Consider the following 20,854-nt stretch of genomic DNA (forward strand, 5'->3'; position numbering starts at 1 on the left):
TTTCTTGCAGGCCACAGGGTTAGCAGATTGATTGTCACCACAAGTCGGGCTTGCGAGATGCGATTGAGAATACCACTTTCCTGGTCTTCGGGTAGTATAAAGCACGTAAAAAGAGGGCTGGATTCCGCGAAACACTGGTTTTTAGCGCGTCAGGTCTCTATAATCTCGCGCAACCTGGTTCACCCTCAATTTTTAAGCCGTAGATAAACAGGCTGGGACACTTCACATGAGCGAAAAATACGTCGTCACCTGGGACATGTTGCAGATTCACGCACGCAAACTGGCAAGCCGCCTGATGCCTTCTGAACAATGGAAAGGCATTATTGCCGTCAGCCGTGGTGGTCTGGTACCGGGCGCATTGCTGGCGCGTGAGTTGGGTATTCGCCATGTCGATACCGTTTGCATCTCCAGCTACGACCACGACAACCAGCGCGAACTGAAAGTGCTGAAACGTGCGGAAGGCGATGGTGAAGGTTTCATCGTGATCGACGATCTGGTCGATACCGGCGGCACTGCTGTTGCTATCCGCGAAATGTATCCTAAAGCTCATTTCGTCACTATCTTCGCTAAACCGGCTGGCCGCCCGCTGGTGGATGATTATGTGATTGATATCCCGCAGGACACCTGGATTGAGCAGCCGTGGGATATGGGCGTGGTATTCGTCCCGCCAATCTCTGGTCGCTAATCACTGAAATTTTCAACGCCTGGCAATGCCGGGCGTTGTTTTTTTTAGCCGCACACACGTTACAATAGGCCTCAGTAAGTACCCTTGGAGGCTGCACGAATGTCACAGGCTAACCTCAGCGAAACCCTGTTTAAACCCCGCTTCAAACATCCTGAAACGTCGACGCTTGTCCGGCGCTTCAATCACGGAACGCAGCCGTCCGTGCAGTCCACTCTGGATGGTAAAAACGTGCCGCACTGGTATCGCATGATCAACCGTCTGATGTGGATCTGGCGCGGTATCGATCCGCGAGAAATCCTTGATGTGCAGGCGCGTATCGTAATGAGCGAAGCCGAGCGAACCGACAAAGATCTGTACGACACGGTGATTGGCTACCGTGGCGGTAACTGGATCTTTGAATGGTCGAAACAGGCGATGGAATGGCAGCAGAAAGCCTGCCAGGAAACAGACCCACAGCGCAGCGGGCGTCACTGGCTGCACGCTTCCTCACTCTACAACATTGCGGCTTACCCGCATCTTAAAGGGGATGAGCTGGCGGAGCAGGCGCAGGCGCTGGCGAACCGCGCGTATGAAGAGGCCGCGCAACGCTTGCCGGGCTCGCTGCGTGAAATGGCGTTTTCGATCCCCGGCGGCGCGCCTGTCACTGCGTTTTTGCATATGCCGAAAGGGGATGGCCCGTTCCCGACCGTACTGATGTGCGGCGGCCTGGATTCCATGCAAACGGACTATTATACCCTGTTCGAACGTTACTTCGCGCCGCGCGGTATGGCGATGCTGACGCTGGACATGCCGTCGGTTGGATTCTCGTCAAAATGGAAACTCACCCAGGACTCCAGTCTGCTGCATCAGCATGTGTTGAAAGCGCTGCCTGGGGTGCCGTGGGTTGATCATACCCGGGTTGCGGCGTTTGGTTTTCGTTTTGGCGCTAACGTTGCGGTACGTCTGGCCTACCTGGAAGCGCCGCGACTGAAAGCGGTAGCCTGTCTGGGGCCGGTGGTCCATGCGTTGTTAAGCGATTCACAACGTCAGGGGACGGTGCCGGAAATGTATCTTGACGTGCTGGCAAGCCGTCTGGGGATGCATGATGCGTCAGATGAAGCGCTGCGCGTTGAGCTAAATCGTTATTCACTGAAGGTGCAGGGGTTGCTTGGCAGACGCTGCCCAACGCCGATGTTATCTGGCTTCTGGAAAAACGATCCGTTTAGCCCGGAAGAGGAGTCCCGGCTCATCACCTCGTCATCTTCCGACGGTAAGCTGATGGAGATTCCGTTTAATCCGGTGTATCGCAATTTTGACACTGCGCTGAAAGAAATTACCGGTTGGATCAATCACAGATTGTGTTAATGGATTGCTAAATTTTATTGTTTTGGTAAAACAGTTGCTTCACCAAAGGAGATCGCAATGACGTTACCGAGTGGACACCCGAAAAGTAGATTGATCAAGAAATTCACTGCGCTTGGCCCGTATATACGCGAAGGGCAGTGCGAAGATAATCGTTTTTTTTTCGATTGCCTGGCTGTTTGCGTCAACGTGAAGCCAGCGCCTGAGAAACGTGAATTCTGGGGCTGGTGGATGGAACTGGAAGCGCAGGAAAAACGCTTTACCTACAGCTACCAGTTTGGCCTGTTTGACAAAGAAGGTAACTGGACCGCCGTGCCGATTAAAGAGACCGAAGTGATTGAACGCCTGGAGTACACCCTGCGCGAGTTTCATGAAAAATTGCGTGCACTGCTGACTTCGCTGAATCTGGCGCTGGAACCCGCCGATAACTTCAAAGAACCGGTGAAGTTAACGGCGTAACATAGAATAATGCCGGATGACGCTACGCTTATCCGGCACTGCAACAGTGCAAAAGAGTAGGCCGGATAAGACGCCTGAGCGTCGTCATCCGGCAAATTAAGACAATCAGAACTGGTACGTCATACCAATCGCGACGATATCATCGCTGCTTACGCCCAGCTTGTTATCATCGTCAATCTGGTTGATTTTATAATCAACGAACGCGGACATATTTTTATTGAAATAATATGTTGCGCCCACATCGATATATTTCACGATATCTTCATCACCGATACCTTCAATATCTTTGCCTTTAGACTGAACATAGCCCAGGGAAGGACGCAGACCGAAATCAAACTGATACTGGGCAACCGCTTCGAAGTTTTGCGCTTTATTGGCGAAACCACCGGAAATAGGCGCCATGTTGCGGGTTTCAGAATAGATAGTCGCCAGGTAAATGTTATTGGCGTCATATTTCAGACCCGTCGCCCAACCTTCCGCGTTTTTACCTTGTCCGCGAGATTGCAGGTTCTGCTCATTGGTGCGGTCTGAATTGGCGTATGCGCCGATGATGGCGAAGTCGCTGCCGCCGAAGTCATAGCTCAGAGATGTGCCGAAACCGTCGCCATTCTGCTTTTTGACGTCGCGGTTTTCGTTTTTACCCTGATATTGCAGGGTTAAGTTCAGACCATCGATAACGCCGAAGAAATCGGTGTTACGGTAAGTTGCCAGGCCACTGGCGCGTTTGGTCATAAAGTTGTCGGTCTGTGCAAGGCCGTCGCCGCCGAATTCAGGGAACATATCCGTCCACGCGGCAACGTCGTACAAGGCGCCCAGGTTACGACCATAATCTAACGAACCGAAATCGTTCAGCTTCAGACCCGCAAAAGCCAGACGGGTTTTCTGACCGCCTTCGCTTTCTGTTTTGTTACCGGCGAACTCAGCTTCCCAGCGACCGTAACCGGTCAGCTGATCGTTAATCTGCGTTTCGCCTTTAAAGCCAAAGCGGATATAAGTCTGGTCGCCATCTTTGCTGTCATCATCACTGATGTAGTGCATCGCTTTTACTTTGCCATACACGTCCAGTTTATTACTGTTTTTGTTATACACTTCTGCTGCCTGCACGGATGCCGATGCAACAATACCCATCACCACTAATGCCAGAGTGCTCTTTTTCATTTTCATTCCTGATTTAAAATTACGCGCTAATATTCGCTGGGAGTGATCCCCGTGAAAAACAGGATGGTTTTTAACGCTCTGCAATGAAGGTTTTATGACAAATTAAGAATATTTTTAAAAAAGGATGATTTATTATTGCGGTAATAAAATTGTCAGAAACTGCCGCTACGCTTGCTGATCCTGCGCAACAAAATTTCATGCTTTGTGCTCTGGTTGTTGGCAACCGGGGCCAGTCCTGCTAAAACGTTCGTTTGATATCATTTTCCCCTATTTTGAATGGCAGAGAATCATGAGTGACAGCCAGACGCTGGTGGTAAAACTCGGCACCAGTGTGCTAACGGGCGGATCGCGCCGCCTGAACCGTGCCCATATCGTAGAACTTGTTCGTCAATGCGCGCAGCTACATGCCGCAGGCCATCGTATTGTGATCGTCACGTCGGGCGCTATCGCCGCCGGGCGTGAGCATCTTGGCTACCCGGAACTCCCGGCGACCATAGCGTCTAAACAACTGTTGGCTGCGGTGGGACAGAGTCGTCTGATTCAGCTTTGGGAACAGCTATTCTCTATCTACGGTATTCACATCGGGCAGATGCTGCTGACGCGTGCGGATATGGAAGACAGAGAGCGCTTCCTGAACGCGCGTGACACCCTGCGTGCGCTGCTGGACAACAATATTGTCCCTGTCATCAATGAAAACGATGCCGTGGCGACCGCTGAAATAAAAGTGGGCGATAACGACAACCTTTCCGCGCTGGCCGCCATTCTGGCGGGCGCCGATAAATTGTTGTTACTGACCGATCAGCAAGGGTTGTTTACCGCCGATCCGCGAACCAACCCGCAGGCTGAGCTGATTAAAGACGTGTACGGCATTGATGATGCGCTGCGTGCGATTGCGGGCGACAGCGTCTCTGGCCTGGGAACCGGGGGAATGGGCACCAAATTGCAGGCTGCCGACGTTGCCTGTCGTGCCGGAATCGACACCATCATCGCGGCGGGCAGCAAGCCGGGCGTGATTGGCGATGTTATGGCAGGCATTTCTGCGGGAACCCGTTTCCATGCGCAAGCCTCCCCGCTGGAAAACCGCAAACGCTGGATCTTTGGCGCGCCGCCTGCCGGTGAAATCACGGTGGATGAAGGGGCGACATCTGCGATTCTGGAACGCGGTAGCTCATTATTGCCAAAAGGCATTAAAAGCGTGACAGGTAACTTCTCGCGTGGTGAAGTGATCCGCATCCGTAACCAGGAAGGGCGCGATATCGCCCACGGCGTCACCCGTTATAACAGCGACGCGCTGCGCCGTATTGCTGGTCACCACTCTCAGCAGATTGACGCGATTCTTGGCTATGAATATGGCCCGGTCGCTGTCCATCGCGATGACATGATTACCCGTTAAGGAGCCGACGTATGCTGGAACAAATGGGCATTGCTGCCAAAGCGGCGTCCTACAAACTGGCGCTACTCTCCAGTCGCGAGAAGAATCGCGTACTGGAAAAAATAGCGGATGAGCTGGAAGCGCAAACTGAAAGCATCCTGAGCGCTAATGCTCAGGACGTTGCCGAGGCGCGCGAAAGCGGCCTCAGCGAAGCGATGCTGGATCGTCTGGCATTGACACCGGCGCGCCTGAAAGCGATTGCCGATGACGTCCGTCAGGTGTGTAACCTGGCCGACCCGGTCGGACAGGTGATTGATGGCGGTCTGCTGGACAGCGGGCTGCGTCTGGAACGTCGTCGTGTTCCGCTGGGCGTCATTGGCGTGATTTACGAAGCGCGTCCCAATGTGACCGTTGACGTCGCCTCGTTGTGCCTGAAAACCGGCAACGCGGCGATTCTGCGCGGCGGTAAAGAGACGTATCGCACCAATGCGGCAACGGTTGCGGTGATTCAGCAAGCACTGGAAGCCTGCGGCTTACCTGCTGGCGCAGTCCAAGCGATCGACAGCCCGGATCGCGCGCTGGTCAATGAAATGCTGCGTATGGATAAATACATCGACATGCTGATCCCTCGTGGCGGCGCGGGCCTGCACAAGCTGTGCCGTGAGCAGTCGACGATCCCGGTGATCACCGGCGGGATTGGCGTATGTCATATCTTTGTTGACGACAGTGCGGAGATCGAGCCGGCGCTGAAGATCATCGTCAATGCGAAAACCCAGCGTCCGAGTACCTGCAACACGGTGGAAACGCTGCTGGTGCATCAGGATATCGCTGCGCGTTTTCTGCCTGCGCTGAGCAAGCAAATGGCGGAAAGCGGCGTCACGCTGCATGCTGACGATGCGGCGCTGGCCCAACTGAAATCAGGCCCGGCGAACGTGGTAGCGGTGAAAGCCGAAGAGTATGACGACGAGTTCCTGTCGTTGGATCTGAATGTGAAAATCGTGGCCGACCTGGATGATGCGATTGCGCATATTCGTGCACACGGCACTCAACATTCCGATGCGATCCTGACGCGCACTCTGCGCAACGCCGATCGTTTTGTGAATGAAGTGGATTCGTCCGCCGTTTACGTCAATGCTTCTACCCGATTTACCGATGGCGGACAATTTGGCCTGGGCGCGGAAGTGGCTGTCAGCACGCAAAAATTACACGCACGCGGCCCAATGGGGCTGGAAGCGCTGACCACCTACAAGTGGATCGGCATCGGTGACGATACCATTCGTGCGTAATTAAAACCGGAGTGATGCAAAATCAGCCACTTGATTCACAAGGCTATTGACGCATCACCCGGTTAGTTTTAACCTTCTACCCCGTGATTCACACTCGTGGTCATGTCCTTTCAGGGCCGATATAGCTCAGTTGGTAGAGCAGCGCATTCGTAATGCGAAGGTCGTAGGTTCGACTCCTATTATCGGCACCATCTTTTATAATAAAATCATCAAGTTATTATTGCATTGTTTTGCTTTGTTCAACACTAATGTGCAATTTTGCGCGTTGTAGATGTGGCAAAATTGTGGCAAGTACAGTGAGATTGTTTGTGGCTCAATGCAAGGGTATGCTAACGGCACGTGTTACCTTGTAGCTCCCGTCGATCTTGTCTTTTGAGCAATATTACTACTTTGATGGTTTCTGGTTACGGATGTTGTCAGTCCAGTTCGCAGCCAGCACGGTTTGACCTAAAGGATGTTATTACAATAACCTACGCAGGCATTCAAACACGTTTAGTCTGCCATTTAGGTTATTGCATTCACTTGACGACCCATTTGCATTTCACTTAGTCATATCTAACAAAAAAATGCATCCAATACCCTACTATTGACAGGCAGCTTTGAGCGAAAAACGGACCTTCAAATCCGAACCGGTTCAATTGATTAACCTTGGCTGTCAGTCAAGCCATCGTTAACATGAATCCGATCGAAAATTCCTTATCGCATTTTTTACAAATACGCAGTGGCAAGAAAGATAGATTCTGGCTCATGACAAGTAGAATGGTTCAATTATATAAAGAGGCTTCGCCTTCGGGACGCGTTTTGAACCTGCGATGCATCCACAGGTATTGCTCAGGGGCACGGAGAATTTCACGCTCGATAATCTTGTTTACATAAGCCGCTGCGGCGACCTTGTCCTCCCCTGGATAGCCTGACAGCGGATTGCTGATATACATGTGATAACCTTTTTTATCGCTACGTCGAATCATGCTAAGTGTGAGCAAGTCTGCACCAGCGAGTTTTGACAGAGCATACGTTCCGTTCGTCGTGGCTGCTTTTCTTACCGAGAAAAAAGGTGCAAAAACGCTTCCCTTAGACCCATAATCCTGGTCTGGTGCAAACCACACGGCTTCACCAGCTTTTAGCGCATGAACAAAACCGGATAAATTACGTCGATTAATCATCGCCTTATTTGAACGCATACGCCCTTTTGTCTGTACCCATTCCATTAATGGATTATTGTGTGGACGATACGTTGCCATCATAGGATGGCATAACCCCATTACTCTTCCACACAATTCAAGGGACATAAAATGTATCCCGACAACCATTACCCCTCTGGTCGCACCGGTCAGGTTTTCAAGCCCTTCGACATCAAACCATTTTTTGACTCTCGCATCGCTCCAGAACCAGGCCATTCCTGTTTCCATTAGTCCCAGCCCGAGAGAAACAAAGTTTTTATTGACCATCTGGCTCCGGGCAAACGGTGTCATCTCGGGAAAGCACAGTTCGATATTTCTACTCGCAATCCCTTCCCGGCGTTTCAGAAAGGGTCTGGATATTTTTCCAAGACCAGAGCCCAGAGTATGTAAAACCGGGTAAGGAAGTTGAACGAGAAGCCACAGCAGACCCAAACCAGTCCAGGTAAGCCAGTAGCGGGGATGGAGTAAATTATGAGTAAAAGTCTGTGCCATAAATTTCCTTAATGCTAATGAAGGTTATAACGCAAAAGGAAAACAATGAAGCAATTCGTCTTGAGCGATACATTTTGTTTTAGACAATTTAAAGCCATCTAAATTCAGAAAAAATAACTTTGCAATGACTAGTAAAGAATTTAAAGAGTCAGGAATGAATTGTAAGCCAGTAAAGTTATTCTGTTATAAATCCATGTTTTATCATTGATACTCAAGAAATTGTCTTCTTGATTCATCATCATCAAGGTACTCAAAAGAAAGAAGCCGAATTTTGGTAAATTTATAAAACCACTCACAATCGTTTCGTTGAATAATTTCGCCTGGTTTGAAACATATCCCGGATGCCACCCGTATAATCGCATATTTACCATTACTAAACCTGACCCGGTGAATACAGAAAGGTTGACCGGCCTGCCCGTGACAGCTGTTTGACAGGATATGTCCTTCAATAAAAACAGTTTTTTTAGATTTCATTATCATACCCTCGACAACTGCAGTACAGGAGAAATGTTGTCATTTCCCGACATCACTGACGTTAAGTGGCAGAAGCTGATCAGCCGCCGATACACCAGCATTCTGATGGTCTGAAGAGCAGTCCGCAGGCAGGGCACTCAAGAACCGCATCTTTTCTTAGTTTACCTGCTTTCTGATCGGCTCTGTGTGCGCATGCCGGGCAGGCAACATGAACCGGTCTTTCTTTAAAATACCTGAGCCCATTTGTATAAGACATAAATAATTCTCTGAGGAATACAGTAATTATTATACGCTTTAATATAAAAATAACTGGCATAAGTTATGTTAAGTTGTGTCTGAATCAGTATATCAGATATTGAAAATTGAACGTCTGATTTATGGTACACTACCCTTCCGTGAGAAATTTAAGATGAAATCAGAAGACACCCTTGACTGGTATCCGGCACAACTACCGCCTGTGAAAATTATTCTTGGCGAAGCCGTGCTGGCTGTGGGTAAACAGGGCCGGCCGATTAATACCCGCACCTTGCTGGAATACCTTCAGGTCATGCAGGACAAACAAAAAAGGCGGGATGACAAAATCGCCATGCAGACTGCGATTGATGTTCTCAGGGATAATCAGCGCATTAACGGCAGATGTTAATGCACCTCCGGGCTCAGTGTCAGTTCTGAATGATCTCAACCGTATGGTTTTGTCCATCATCCTTCAGCGGTATTCTGTCATCAGGGAGGAGAACACCATCCAGTGTCACGCAATATTCTGCATCGCCGCGTGAAACACTAATCTGATAATGGCTTTCACCATATTGATATGCCATAGAAAAAGACGACCACTCATCCGGTAACCGGGCATGAACACTAAACTCAGTGCCGGAACGTTTTATCCCCAGTAATTCCTCGGTAAGTAAACGCCAGGCCCAGCCTGCGGAACCGGTATACCAGCTCCACCCTGCACGTCCGGTATGAGGAGCGACGCTGTAGACATCAGCACTCATGACATAAGGCTCAGCTTTATAAATCCCGACAGAGTCCGCATTCAGGGTATGATTTATAGGGTTGAGCATTGACCAGAGTTGCCAGGCTCGTCCGGCATTCCCCATTCGGGCAAAGGCCATCACTGCCCAGATGGCGCCATGCGTATACTGCCCTCCGTTTTCCCGCACGCCTGGCAGGTACCCCTGTATGTAGCCCGGATTTGGACCGTGTCCGTCGAAAGGAGGCGTTAACAGTTTGATCAGCCCTCCTTCGTTATCCACAAGGTGCTTATCCAGCGCCTGCATGGCCTTTGCGCACCGTCCCGGGTTCGCGGCGCCGGACAATACAGACCAGCTCTGAGCAATCGCATCAATCCGGCAGTCCTGTGAGGTTTTCGATCCCAGGGGAGTACCATCGTCAAAATACCCGCGCCGGTACCATTCCCCATCCCAGGCGTGGGCTTCGAGATTACTTTGCAGGCGCAGAGCCTGTGAACGGCACATCGCGGCGACGCTTTCATCCAGCCTGCGCTCCGCCAGCGCTGCAAACCGCTGCAAAATGTCGTACAGGAAGAAGCCCAGCCAGACGCTTTCACCTTTGCCTTCGATACCCACCCGGTTCATCCCGTCATTCCAGTCACCAGCACCCATCAGCGGCAGGCCATGCTCCCCGAAGCGAAGTCCATAGTGAATAGCTTTGACGCAGTGTAACCAGAGTGTCTCTTCGGTGCCGCTGATGACCGGCGTGTCATAGACAGACTCTTCACCAGGCTGAAGCGAGCGTCCCTCTAGATAAGGAATGCGTATTTCCAGTGCATCCATATCCCCCGTCGTTTCAACATAGTAGCAAACAGCAAGCGGCAGCCAAAGATAGTCATCGGAACAGCGGGTACGCACACCGTTGCCGTGTGGCGGGTGCCACCAGTGCTGCACATCCCCCTCGATAAACTGCCGCGATGCGCAGAGTATTATCTGTTCACGCATCCGGTCCGGAGCAGCGTGGCTCAGAGCCAGCGTATCCTGCAGCTGATCGCGAAAACCAAATGCACCGCCAGACTGATAGTAGCCACTCCGGGCCATAAGACGGCAGGCGACCGTCTGATACAACAGCCAGCCATTAACCAGTAAATTTACGGACGTGTCGGGGGTGTTAACTACGATTTTATCGAGAACATTGTGCCAGTGATTATGAATCCGGTTCAGCTCCTGGCGGACCGTATCCTCGTTCATGTAGCGGGCCAGCATCTCCTGAGCACAAACATCATTCTCCTCTGCGCCGAGGATAAAAATAAACGTCCTCTGGTCCCCGTCAATTAATGTAACCGCCGATTGCACCGCTCCGCAGGGATCCAGACCGGCCCCCGTCTTACCAGAAAGCTTTTGCAGTTTCATGGCCGAAGGGGCGTGAAGGGAACCATTACGGCCAATAAACTCCCGGCGGTCCCCTGTCAGAGAACAGTCATTACCGCTGACGGCAAAAAATGCAGTTCGGCCGCCACCATTATCACCATAAAAGTTATTCGCAAGTATCCCGCAGCCGCCGGGCGTTCTGGCCACATGTGTCACAATGTGAGGGGCTGAGCGCGTTCGTGTTTCTCCGAGCGTCCACTCTACATAGCCTGTGACGGAAAGTTGACGTGTCCGTCCCGAAGAGTTACTGAGCGTCAGGAGCACCAGTTTAACCGGATCTTCTTCAGCAACCAGGACCGTCAACTCGCTGTCTATACCACTCTCACGATGGGCAAAAACGCTGTAGCCAAAACCATGGCGGGTCAGGTAATCACCGTGTCCGCGAACAGGTAAAGCCGTCGGCGACCAGCACTCCCCGCTCTCTTCATCGCGCAGGTAAAATGCCTCGCCGCTGCGATCGCTCACCGGATCGTTCTCCCACGGCGTCAACCGGTATTCATGGGCATTCTCAGACCAGGTATAGGCCTGCCCTGTCTCTGAGATCACACTGCCAAAACGAGAATTTGCCAGTATGTTCGACCAGGGAGCCGGTGTAAGCGCATTTTCCCGAAGGACGATCTGATACTCCCGCCCATCCTGAGAAAATCCACCGTACCCATTGAAATGGCATAACTGACTGGTATCAGGGCTCCAGTCAGTATGTTGATTACGCTCGCGCACAGCACGCGGAATGAATGCCCTTGCCGGCGATTTCAGGGTATGAATACGCTGGTTAAGCTGCTCATTAATACCCCCTGCGCGGTCATCAAGATAAAGACAGGCCACGCTCATCAAAAGCAACTTATCTTCAGCGGAGAGATGCTCACCGTTGCGGACAAAAAGCCCGCCCTTTTTATCCAGCAGACTGGCTTCAGACCCGGCATAAATTAACTCCATAATCTGATTTTGTAATCCCTGCTGGTAGCCGCCGGGGCTGTTATTCAGGATAACTAAATCAACATCCAGCCCTTTCTGTCTCCAGTAACGGTGTGCCTGAATCAGTGTGGTCACTGAGGTGATACTTTCCTCGCTGGTTATACTCAGCAGCACTATCGGCAGATCCCCTGAAATTGCCCAGCCCCACAGTCCGGACTGGCCACGCCGGTTGCGGCCGATCGCCTGGTCTTCGGCGCGCAGCTCCTGGACAGGGTAAAGCACAGCGCTGGCGAGACTATTGAACAACGTGGCATCATCTTCACTGGCGTTCATCTGGCGCAATACCACCAGACTATGAGACCAGGCCAGTTCAAAGACGCGATCGGCGATAGGGTAATCGCGATATTTCTCCAGCAACGCCAGGCTCTGCTGACGGGTCTCGCTGATGCCATAAATGATATCAATCGTAACCGGCTGCCCCGGCTGCAGAATGATGGCGTTGCGAATTGCCAGTATCGGATCCAGCACCGAGCCCGACGTGTTGCCTAGCATCCCTCCCGTCTCTATTGCCTGTGCATTCGCAGGGTTTCTGCCACGTCCAATAAACCTTGCCCTGTCCGTTTCAAACGACACGTTATGTCGGTTATCGCCGTGCACCACCATCATGTGAAACAGGCAAGGGCCCGGTTCATCCGGTGAACGCGGGCGCCGGTGGCAAAGAATAGCGTCACGCTCAGGAGCCAGCTCAGTCTGAATAAACAAATTGCTGAATGCCGGGTGTGCCAGATCGCTGGCATCAGGTGCCAGTACCACTTCAGCATAGGTTGTCAGCTCCAGAGAGCGAGGCTTGCGACCACGATGAATCAGTGTGAGCCGTCGCAATTCAACATCATCCTCCGGAGAGATCACCACCTGAGTTTTGACGCTGAGTCCCCCTAAGCTGCGTCTGAATTCTGCCCCCGCATCGGTGAACAACACTTCCTCGTCTTGTCCGCTGGTGTAGCCTGTCGGTTGCCAGGTATTGCTCCACACATCTCCCGTCTGGGTATCGCGGATGTAGCAGAATGCTCCCCAGTTATCACGGGTGGTATCACTGCGCCAGCGCGTTAGTGCAATATCATTCCAGCGACTGTAACCACCGCCGCCCGCGGTCAACATCAGATGATAATGGCCGTTGGACAGGAGTTGAATATCCGGGGCGGGGGTATCCACGCTATAGAAAATACGGGGTTCATAGCGAACGGGTTTGACCATGCCCTCATGAGATTCAAAATGACGGCGCGGACTGTACAGATCGACCGCATCCGGCACGCGCTCCTGTAACAGCAGACTCGCTGACCGGAATACCGTGCTGGACATAAAGCGTTCAGTCATGGGGGCGTCAAGCAGCACATGAGCCAGCGCCTGAAATGCCATACCCTGGTGATGCGCCATCCAGGACTGTACCACCGCATAGAGCTGACCGGTTGCAAGACGTGAGGGGGTATAGTCCAGCGCTTCATAAAAACCGTATTCTCCGCGTGCACCATTTTTTTGCAGCCTGAACAGGTTCTCACAGGCTCTCTGTGGGGAAACCATCAGCGCCAGCAGCGTGGCGTAAGGAGCAACAACCATGTCATCGGCAAGTCCCCTGCGCAGACCGAGCCCCGGTACGCCAAATGCCTGATACTGATAATTATGCTGAACATCAAAAGCATGATAGCCAGACTCTGAAACACCCCATGGTACCCCGCGTTCTTTCCCCCAGTGAATCTGGCGCATAACCGCCGACTGACTCATTTCATCGAGCAGGCTTCCGGGCCAGGTGGGCATCACCAGATTCGGCATCAGATATTCAAACATGGATCCGCTCCATGACATCAGGGCAGTTTCATTATCAATCGTGGTAAACAATCGACCCAGCGCGTACCAGCTTTTAAGAGGCAGCTGATTAGTCGCAATGGCAAGAAAACTGGTCAGGCGAATTTCAGACGGCAGGAGATCGTAGTGGCTCTTGTCAGGCATATTGGTGTCACAGTTATAACCGACGCTGAGCAGACTGGTTGCTTCACTGTACAGAAAGGCGAAATCCATCCGGGCATGCTCATCCAGCCGCTGTTCCAGCTCGGTGATAATATTGAGTCGCATTCGGGCCTGCTCCGCCACTGACGCCGGAGGCGTTCCTGTACCGGTTAATGTCGGACGGGCAAGCTCGCTCAGCGTCGGCAGCGTCTGTTCATTCCAAGATGCAGGCAACCAGCCAAGCAACAGAGACCACTCATGGCAAAGCTGAACCAGTTGATGCTCCAGATGTCCAGCCCAGCGCATCTGAAGAGGAGATCCCTGATGGCATGCGCTGGTCAGATGGTTGCACTGGGTGCGCATGCTTTTCAGTTCGCTGAAAAGCGCCTGCGGAGAGAGCGACACCGCGTTCAGGCAATGCTTGCGCAGCAGTCTCAGGCTGTCAGGTGGGTTCTTACCCCACTGTTTTTCCAGAATATCCAGCGTATCGTTCAGTCCTGTCAGTATCTGTTGGCTGCTTAAAACAGGCTGATGACGCATGGCGGACAGGCCTGCACGCAGGGTCAATAAATGCCCGGCCATATTGCCGCTGTCGACGCTGGAGATATAGCGTGGACTTAGGGGGACCAGCGTACGGGTGTCATACCAGTTGTAGAGATGGCCCCGGTAGTGCTCCATTTTATCCATCGTGTCGAGCGTGAGCGACACGCGCCGGAGTACCTCTCCGCCAGGCAGGTAGCCAAAGTCCCATGCCGTCAGGTTAGCCATAAGTGAAAGACCAATATTGGTAGGAGAGGTTCGGTGTGCCACCGTCGGTTGTGGTATTTCCTGATAATTATCAGGCGGAAGCCAGTTCTCTTTTGCTGTGGCAAATGTTTCAAAAAAAGCCCAGATTTCACGGCTTGTCTGGCGTAACAGCTGTTTTTGTTCCTGATTAGGCGAAAAAACCTTACGCACGGGCTGGCGACTCAGCCAGCTCATCAGCAGCGGTGCCACACACCATACCAAACCGATCGGTAACGCAATCCCCAGCAGCTGTGGGGCAAATTGTCCGGTCAGTATTGTCAGCGCCACGCCACCGGCAACGTTCAGCCACATCGCCTGATAAAAACGTGCAACAGTGGGTCTGGCCTGACTGCTGTCCTGGCTGTGGCTGACCCACTGGCTGAGGTGACGCCTGCTTATCCCCAGTCGCCATAGCGTCTCGGCGATCGCTTTCAGCGAATATCCGGCTTCGTGCGGCAGTATCGCAAAATTAAGGCTGATACCTGACAGACGCTTTAGCGCGCCCGCCCCCACCAGTAACAGATGCGACTTCACGCGGCGACGCAGAGGTTTATGCAGAAGGTCGTGGCTAATGCAGAGGAGGGCTGGCAACAGCCATATCAGCAACAGTATGCCCAGCCAGTAAACCGGATTGGGTACCCAAAGCAGAGCGAAGAACAGCAATATCAGTAAGGAGGGGGCGACCAGACTGCGACGTAGATTATCGAGTAATTTCCAATAAGAAAGCGCGGTCAGCGGATTCCTGACCCGGGTACCATCGGCTTTTCTGACGCGTGGTTTTAGCCAGTTAAGCAGTTGCCAGTCACCCCGGATCCAGCGTGAACGTCGTGCAACATCCGACAGATAATTATTAGGGTACTGTTCGTACAGTAACACTTCGCTCAGCAGACCCGAACGTGCATAGCATCCTTCAAGCAGATCGTGGCTGAGTACCAGATTTTCCGGGCAGGTATTGGCAGTGGCCTGCATAAAAATGTCAACATCGTAAATCCCTTTGCCCACAAACGAGCCTTCCCCAAAGAGATCCTGATAGATATCCGAAGACATCATAGTATAGGGGTTATTACCCGGTATGCTGCTGCGCAGGGCGGCGTAACGCCCCTGACCGTTACGTGGTATCTCCTCCGCAAGACCGGGTTGTAAAATACCAAATCCTTTGACCACCCTCTGGCGTACCGGATCATACTCTGGCGTATTCAACGGATGGGCCATCGCCGCGACCAGTTTGTGAGCCGTATCGCGCGGCAACACCGTATCACTGTCCAGGGTAATGACGTATTTAATGTGATCCGGTAAAAGGTGGGCCGGCATGTCTGCAACGCTGACGAATTGCGTTCCCGGATGGCGCAACCAGCTGTTCAGCAACGCCAGTTTTCCCCGCTTGCGTTCGTAGCCCATCCACACTCCTTCCGAGGGGTTCCATTCAGGCTGACGATGTAACAGATAAAAACGTGGTCGGCCGGAGGGGTAGCGCCGATTCAGCGCCTGCGTATCAGCGATAGCCTGTCTGAGCAGCGCGTGACTTTCCGGCGAGGGTTCATTTTCAGAATCTGCAAAATCAGTGAGCAGCGCGAACCTGAGATTTTCGTTTTCATTCCCCAACCAGCAAACTTCAAGACTGGTGAGGAGCTGGCTGAAACTTTCGTGGCTGGTCAACATGCAGGGAATGACTAACATAGTGGCACTGTCAGCGGGAATACCGGCTGAAAAATCCATCCCCGGCAAGGGGCGAGGAACGCGAAAACGGGTGGTTGCGTCACTGAGTAAATCACTCATTAACTGAGTTAAAGCGATAACCAGAGGTAATATCACCGCGATTAACAACCAACCTGCTCCCTGCATGGCAGTTTCGTGCAATATTGCCGCGGTCGCTGCGGTTGTCAACAACGCCAGGCTGCCAAGCCATGACAGCAGGGTTATTCTGTTGAAACTGTGCCGCAAGCGTATGAGTCTTGAGGTGTCTGCCAGAAGATGTATATCCAGTGCCTGTCGACCTTCGCCGGCGAGATAATAACCAATATGATGTTCCGGTGTATTGGGGGCTTTTTCCTCTGAAAGCGCCAGCACCCTGTCAGCAACCTCAGGCTCGCTGAGCCCACTGTCTCTGGCCAGGACCTCAACTACGTGCCGGTAATGATCCCGGGTATTGAAGTGCATCCGGGGATAGATACCGGCAGGATCATTTCTTAATGCCTGTTCGACGACGCTTATCGTTTCGGCGAAATCAGCCCAGTCCGTTTCACCCAGTAATCGCAGACCTGCGATGCTGTTACTGACAGACAGCTGGCTGGCGGCAAGCTGTTGATTGAAGTTATTTATGAGAATGTCAGTGGTGACTCCCTGTTCCCGAAGGCACTGATCAACCCAGGTAAGAGGTAACGACAGCGCGTTGCCGTGCCCCTGCAGACGCCGCACCAGTTCTGCGACAAACGCGCTGGATAACGGAGGACGGGAGCGCGCCAAATCGGCAACCACCATAATTAAATCACCAGGCGCACTCTCTGCACATTCGAAAATCCTGGTTATCCACGTATCTGCCAGGTTTCTGTCCTGTTGCGCTTTTATCACTTCCATACTGATACGACGAAGATTTTCAATCAGCGCCAGGCGCAGCATTCCCGGTAATGCCCAGATTTCACCTAGTGTCAGCGGAGTCACCTGTTGATAGGCAGCGAGATAGCTGGTCAGACTGGTGGCATCCCAGCGGCCATCACCGTGAGCAATGGCCTCTGATGCGATATGATAAATTCTTGGGCAATTCAGCGGCGACATCAGCGACGGGAGACCTTTACCAAAACTTTTCGGCAAGTGCTGGCGGACGGTACGGATTTGTTCCTCAATCAGATAATAATTGTCCAGCAACCACTCCCCGGCGGGCATGATACTGGTCTTTTTACCTGCATTAAGCTCATAGCAGTTTTGGGTGATAACGGCCTCATTGTCGCCAAGCCGTTTCAGAAGATAATAGGGATGTTTATCCGGTGATACTTTATGGGTCCGTGCCAGCTTCTGACCATAGCGTTCCATCTGGGCAGTCGAAAAGAGTTCTGACCGCGGAGTGCTTTCGCTTGCAGGATCGTTCGCCGAAAACGTTAAGTTTTCGGCAGCATTCATCGGAATACGGGAGCGGTTAAACCACGCTCTGGGGTTCATTTTCATAGCATTGCTCTGATGCGACATTAGCGCGCAGGAGCAGTTGCGAAATCAGTTCAGAAACGTTCTCTCAGGATGTGCGTCAGGCATCAGGGATTTAACAGCTGCCGGAATCTAACATAAGTATAGGACATGAGCTCTGTTCTGCGGTTTTGGTCGAGCTAGCGTCGGGAGATAAACAGAGCCTTACATCCGGGGCAAAGCATGGTCTGGTTGAGCCGGATTTTTGACAACGGTTGTGCTGATTTTAAGCCACAAACAGGACAGGCAGCAGTGGCAGTAGACGCACTGCTGAAGAGTTTCATTGCGTAATTGATAACAGACATAACCATTAACCTTTCAATGAATGAGATTCACTGTACCACGTGTGGTTAAGTTTTGATCTGTTAATTTTGTCACGCTGAAAATCAGGAAAGATAAATGTTTGCAGCCACAGGCCCCCTGAGACCGTTGATCCGGCAAAATTCTATGCGGCTTCCAGGGATGAGTAATTCTGATTCGCGAAAGTTAACGGCTGAAATGTGAAGCAGAACGTCTTTTCGGCCATCAGATGGGATGATGAGGCCTTTACCACTAAGAATGTCAAAGCTTTTGACAATTCCTGTCATTTTATGGGACAAGTCAATTCCTTACTGAAAACACGTAAAGACTATACATTGAAAATGGCATTCAGCCATTTTTATTTTTCCTACAGGACCTCTGGACGGCTAAAAGATAATTTGCTTATATCGATTCCATGTGCCTTAATGAATCCCATCAGTTCGATGTACGAATGAAATTTTGAAGTTTTCCGGGCAGTTCTCATTACCAGGCGCTATCGTTGATATCTCCTCTTTTGAGTCCATACGTTTAATCTTATACGTTTGCTATTAATGCTATTATGTTTAATGGGAGTCAGTATGACCACAAGAATTAAAGGTTTGGTAAAATGGTTTAACGAAGATAAAGGTTTTGGTTTTATTTCACCTCTTGACGGAAGCAAAGATGTCTTCGTCCATTTCTCCGCACTCCATGGTGAGAATTTCAATACCTTATTTGAAGGACAGAAAGTTGAGTTCGCCATGCAGAGTGGTGAAAAAGGGCCTGCTGCTACAAACGTAATACTTTGCGATAAATGAATATCTGTGGGTCTGCGACAACGATGAAGGATTATTCCTGAGTAGTCAGAACCATAACTTAAATCAGATGAAAGTCGTTTATTCTTAATATCTAGTCAGCCTATTTTTCAAAATTATTAGCATGCTAACCGATGTGATGAAGTGCAGTACTACTGCATAAAAAGTCTAAAAGCACAAGCAAACCGCAAGTTAAATAAGAAGTGCGTAATGGCTTTGAACTTAATGGCATCTGCCAGTTAATATCCACGAGAGAACAGGGTAATAGAATATGATTAAAGTCCTTGTTTTCTTTAATGCTGAATCCTGTAAAGTCATGACCGTTCTGGAAGGTATATCCTCTATCAGGCAGGAATATCCAAACGGTGAAGAAACACATCTTCAGATTATGTCTGCAGGTTTTCCTTCCTTAACTGGCGATCATGGTATTGTTTACGTGGCTACTGACAGAGAGTTAACGTCACAGGAGATACTTGATGCGGCTAGGAAATATTTATAGTATTTTTGTCATGCTCTCTGCTCCACGTTTAATTGCATGCTTACCCTATTTATCAGAATCGAACAAAAAATGAGTTAAAAACATTTATGGCCTGCTAACAGCAGGCTTTTTTTTTACATTACACTTTTTTAGAAACACCTCTATTAAGAGAGAGTAATTCGCTACCCTCTGACAAAATGCAGGTGTCTCCCCCCTGCGTGCCATCTTGCCATTTGTGAAAAACCTTGCTAAGTGGCGGCGCTGTCTCTCCTCATTTTAAATCTCATCAGGTGTGACTGAAGCAATAAGTTATGAGGGTATAAAAAGGCTCTCCGGATGACTCCTTGAATCGCCACGGATAATCTAGACACTTCTGAGCCGTTGATAATATTGATTTTCATATTCCGTCGGTGGCATCTGATCACTCGAACCATGCCGACGCTTACTGTTATAAAACATTTCGATGTAATCAAAAATATCACTACGGGCTTCTTCCCGCGTTCCGTAGATCTTTTTCTTTATCCGTTCACGCTTCAGTAGCTGGAAAAAACTTTCTGCAACTGCGTTGTCGTAACAGTTACCACGACGACTCATACTGCCCTCCAGTCCATGTGATTTCAGGAACGACTGCCACTCGTGGCTTGTGTACTGACTACCTTGATCAGAATGAACCAGCACCTGTTTTCGAGGATTACGTCGCCACACGGCCATCAGAAGTGCATTCAGGACAATATCTTTTGTCATCCGGGATTGCATTGACCAGCCGATAACTTTGCGCGAGAACAGGTCAACAACCACGGCCAGATACAGCCAGCCTTCGTGGGTTCGGATGTAGGTTATGTCCGTTACCCAGCGTTCATCCGGTGCATCTGGATTGAACTGTCGCTGGAGTCTGTTGGGTGTCACGAAATTAGCTTCACCTTTATGCGCTCGCGGGCTTCGATACCCGACCTGAGCCTTTATCCCGGCAAGCTTCATCAGCCGCCAGACCCGGTTAATCCCGCACTGTTGCCCGCTATCTCGCAGGTCGAGATGGATCTTGCGATAGCCATAAACGCACCCGGACTCCAGCCAGAACTGTTTGATTTGTCCTGTCAGCCTGAGATCCGCCTGATGCCGTGGTGAATGCGGCTGCTGAAGCCATGTGTAAAACCCACTCGGATGAACATTCAGCACCCGACAAAGCAGACGAACAGGCCAGCAACAGGAGTTGTCACGGATAAAGGCGTACCTCAGCCGGACAGCTTTGCGAAGTACGCCGCGGCTTTTTTTAATATGTCCCGTTCGTCAGTAACCCGCTTCAGCTCCTTCTGGAGTCGGCGGATCTCGGCCTGAGCATCTGACTGCTCTTTACTGGTGGAAGAATCTGGTCCGTACTTCTTTATCCAGGCGTAAAGGCTATGGGTGGTGATGTCGAGACGTGTTGCAACGCTGGAAACAGAGTGGCCACGATCAACAACCTGTTTGACTGCTTCAATTTTAAACTCTTCAGGATAACGCTTACTGCTCATGTGCACCTCTCTTTAAGCCATTTTAAATGACTCTGAGGTGTCTGTTAAATCCGTAGCGATTCA

General features: G+C 51.0%; 16 protein-coding genes and 1 tRNA gene. 9 read left to right on the top strand and 8 right to left on the bottom strand.

Going from position 1 to position 20,854, the window contains the following annotated elements:
• Positions 1–226 precede the first annotated feature (226 nt).
• The 3 genes from gpt (at position 227) to crl (ending at position 2,485) form a co-directional block, all read left to right on the top strand.
• A complete protein-coding gene (gene gpt / locus OGV67_RS10970) occupies positions 227–685 on the top strand; it encodes a xanthine phosphoribosyltransferase (protein ID WP_006685917.1) in 459 nt (152 codons plus the stop codon).
• A 99-nt stretch (positions 686–784) separates the two neighbouring features.
• Complete coding sequence (gene frsA / locus OGV67_RS10975; protein ID WP_101743953.1) at positions 785–2,029, top strand: esterase FrsA; 1,245 nt, start codon at positions 785–787, stop codon at positions 2,027–2,029.
• Between the two features lie 57 nt (positions 2,030–2,086).
• Complete coding sequence (crl, locus tag OGV67_RS10980) at positions 2,087–2,485, top strand: sigma factor-binding protein Crl (protein WP_012133774.1); 399 nt, start codon at positions 2,087–2,089, stop codon at positions 2,483–2,485.
• 105 nt (positions 2,486–2,590) lie between these two features.
• Here crl and phoE read toward each other — a convergent pair whose 3' ends face one another.
• The gene (gene phoE / locus OGV67_RS10985; RefSeq protein WP_024130644.1) at positions 2,591–3,643 is read right to left on the bottom strand and encodes a phosphoporin PhoE; all 1,053 of its coding nucleotides are present in this window, start codon (positions 3,641–3,643) and stop codon (positions 2,591–2,593) included.
• A gap of 289 nt (positions 3,644–3,932) precedes the next feature.
• Between phoE and proB the strand changes: the two genes are divergently transcribed.
• The 3 genes from proB to OGV67_RS11000 all read left to right on the top strand — a co-directional run bounded on the left by proB (position 3,933) and on the right by OGV67_RS11000 (position 6,492).
• Positions 3,933–5,036: a glutamate 5-kinase gene (gene proB / locus OGV67_RS10990; protein WP_012133771.1), complete on the top strand. Its 1,104-nt coding sequence runs from the start codon at positions 3,933–3,935 to the stop codon at positions 5,034–5,036.
• Positions 5,037–5,047: 11 nt separating this feature from the next.
• Positions 5,048–6,301 carry a glutamate-5-semialdehyde dehydrogenase gene (gene proA / locus OGV67_RS10995; protein ID WP_115615088.1) on the top strand — a complete coding sequence of 418 codons (1,254 nt, stop codon included), beginning with the start codon at positions 5,048–5,050 and terminating at the stop codon, positions 6,299–6,301.
• Positions 6,302–6,416: 115 nt separating this feature from the next.
• Positions 6,417–6,492: transfer RNA gene (locus tag OGV67_RS11000), tRNA-Thr, on the top strand.
• Positions 6,493–7,065: 573 nt separating this feature from the next.
• Here the strand turns inward: OGV67_RS11000 and lpxP are convergent.
• The 3 genes from lpxP to OGV67_RS22110 all read right to left on the bottom strand — a co-directional run bounded on the left by lpxP (position 7,066) and on the right by OGV67_RS22110 (position 8,764).
• A complete protein-coding gene (gene lpxP, locus OGV67_RS11005) occupies positions 7,066–7,974 on the bottom strand; it encodes a kdo(2)-lipid IV(A) palmitoleoyltransferase (protein WP_286465528.1) in 909 nt (302 codons plus the stop codon).
• Positions 7,975–8,175: 201 nt separating this feature from the next.
• Positions 8,176–8,448 (bottom strand): hypothetical protein, encoded by a 273-nt coding sequence (locus tag OGV67_RS11010; RefSeq protein WP_023322470.1) that lies wholly within the window; start codon positions 8,446–8,448, stop codon positions 8,176–8,178.
• 79 nt (positions 8,449–8,527) lie between these two features.
• Positions 8,528–8,764, bottom strand: a complete 237-nt coding sequence (locus OGV67_RS22110; RefSeq protein ID WP_071885096.1) for a YnfU family zinc-binding protein — start codon at positions 8,762–8,764, stop codon at positions 8,528–8,530.
• Positions 8,765–8,857: 93 nt separating this feature from the next.
• Between OGV67_RS22110 and OGV67_RS11015 the strand changes: the two genes are divergently transcribed.
• Entirely contained in the window at positions 8,858–9,091 is a 234-nt protein-coding gene (locus OGV67_RS11015) for a YnaE/YdfK family cold shock protein (protein WP_070550197.1), read from the top strand.
• A gap of 19 nt (positions 9,092–9,110) precedes the next feature.
• Here the strand turns inward: OGV67_RS11015 and OGV67_RS11020 are convergent, their stop codons facing one another.
• The 3 genes from OGV67_RS11020 to cspF all read right to left on the bottom strand — a co-directional run bounded on the left by OGV67_RS11020 (position 9,111) and on the right by cspF (position 18,307).
• Positions 9,111–17,693: a glycoside hydrolase family 94 protein gene (locus OGV67_RS11020; protein ID WP_286465529.1), complete on the bottom strand. Its 8,583-nt coding sequence runs from the start codon at positions 17,691–17,693 to the stop codon at positions 9,111–9,113.
• Between the two features lie 155 nt (positions 17,694–17,848).
• Positions 17,849–18,019, bottom strand: a complete 171-nt coding sequence (locus tag OGV67_RS11025; protein WP_306308615.1) for a YnfU family zinc-binding protein — start codon at positions 18,017–18,019, stop codon at positions 17,849–17,851.
• 75 nt (positions 18,020–18,094) lie between these two features.
• Positions 18,095–18,307 (bottom strand): cold shock-like protein CspF, encoded by a 213-nt coding sequence (gene cspF, locus OGV67_RS11030; protein ID WP_071822061.1) that lies wholly within the window; start codon positions 18,305–18,307, stop codon positions 18,095–18,097.
• Positions 18,308–18,586: 279 nt separating this feature from the next.
• Between cspF and OGV67_RS11035 the strand changes: the two genes are divergently transcribed.
• Positions 18,587–18,805 carry a cold shock domain-containing protein gene (locus OGV67_RS11035; RefSeq protein WP_059312498.1) on the top strand — a complete coding sequence of 73 codons (219 nt, stop codon included), beginning with the start codon at positions 18,587–18,589 and terminating at the stop codon, positions 18,803–18,805.
• A gap of 268 nt (positions 18,806–19,073) precedes the next feature.
• Complete coding sequence (locus OGV67_RS11040) at positions 19,074–19,301, top strand: hypothetical protein (RefSeq protein WP_059312497.1); 228 nt, start codon at positions 19,074–19,076, stop codon at positions 19,299–19,301.
• A 342-nt stretch (positions 19,302–19,643) separates the two neighbouring features.
• Here OGV67_RS11040 and OGV67_RS11045 read toward each other — a convergent pair.
• A protein-coding gene (locus OGV67_RS11045) for an IS3 family transposase (protein ID WP_286464973.1) occupies positions 19,644–20,791 on the bottom strand; the annotation gives its coding sequence in 2 pieces (ribosomal slippage) (positions 19,644–20,554 and positions 20,554–20,791; 1,149 coding nt in all).
• Positions 20,792–20,854: the final 63 nt, after the last annotated feature.

It is taken from the genome of Citrobacter sp. CK188, assembly GCF_030333525.1.
In the GTDB taxonomy this organism is placed as follows: Bacteria; Pseudomonadota; Gammaproteobacteria; order Enterobacterales; family Enterobacteriaceae; genus Citrobacter_B; species Citrobacter_B koseri.

Coding starts and splice junctions, on each gene's coding strand:
- gpt (WP_006685917.1), top strand. CDS start 227: ATGAGCGAAAAATACGTCGTCACCTGGGACATGTTGCAGATTCACGCA.
- frsA (WP_101743953.1), top strand. CDS start 785: ATGTCACAGGCTAACCTCAGCGAAACCCTGTTTAAACCCCGCTTCAAA.
- crl (WP_012133774.1), top strand. CDS start 2,087: ATGACGTTACCGAGTGGACACCCGAAAAGTAGATTGATCAAGAAATTC.
- phoE (WP_024130644.1), bottom strand. CDS start 3,643: ATGAAAAAGAGCACTCTGGCATTAGTGGTGATGGGTATTGTTGCATCG.
- proB (WP_012133771.1), top strand. CDS start 3,933: ATGAGTGACAGCCAGACGCTGGTGGTAAAACTCGGCACCAGTGTGCTA.
- proA (WP_115615088.1), top strand. CDS start 5,048: ATGCTGGAACAAATGGGCATTGCTGCCAAAGCGGCGTCCTACAAACTG.
- lpxP (WP_286465528.1), bottom strand. CDS start 7,974: ATGGCACAGACTTTTACTCATAATTTACTCCATCCCCGCTACTGGCTT.
- OGV67_RS11010 (WP_023322470.1), bottom strand. CDS start 8,448: ATGAAATCTAAAAAAACTGTTTTTATTGAAGGACATATCCTGTCAAAC.
- OGV67_RS22110 (WP_071885096.1), bottom strand. CDS start 8,764: ATGCCAGTTATTTTTATATTAAAGCGTATAATAATTACTGTATTCCTC.
- OGV67_RS11015 (WP_070550197.1), top strand. CDS start 8,858: ATGAAATCAGAAGACACCCTTGACTGGTATCCGGCACAACTACCGCCT.
- OGV67_RS11020 (WP_286465529.1), bottom strand. CDS start 17,693: ATGAAAATGAACCCCAGAGCGTGGTTTAACCGCTCCCGTATTCCGATG.
- OGV67_RS11025 (WP_306308615.1), bottom strand. CDS start 18,019: ATGGTTATGTCTGTTATCAATTACGCAATGAAACTCTTCAGCAGTGCG.
- OGV67_RS11035 (WP_059312498.1), top strand. CDS start 18,587: ATGACCACAAGAATTAAAGGTTTGGTAAAATGGTTTAACGAAGATAAA.
- OGV67_RS11040 (WP_059312497.1), top strand. CDS start 19,074: ATGATTAAAGTCCTTGTTTTCTTTAATGCTGAATCCTGTAAAGTCATG.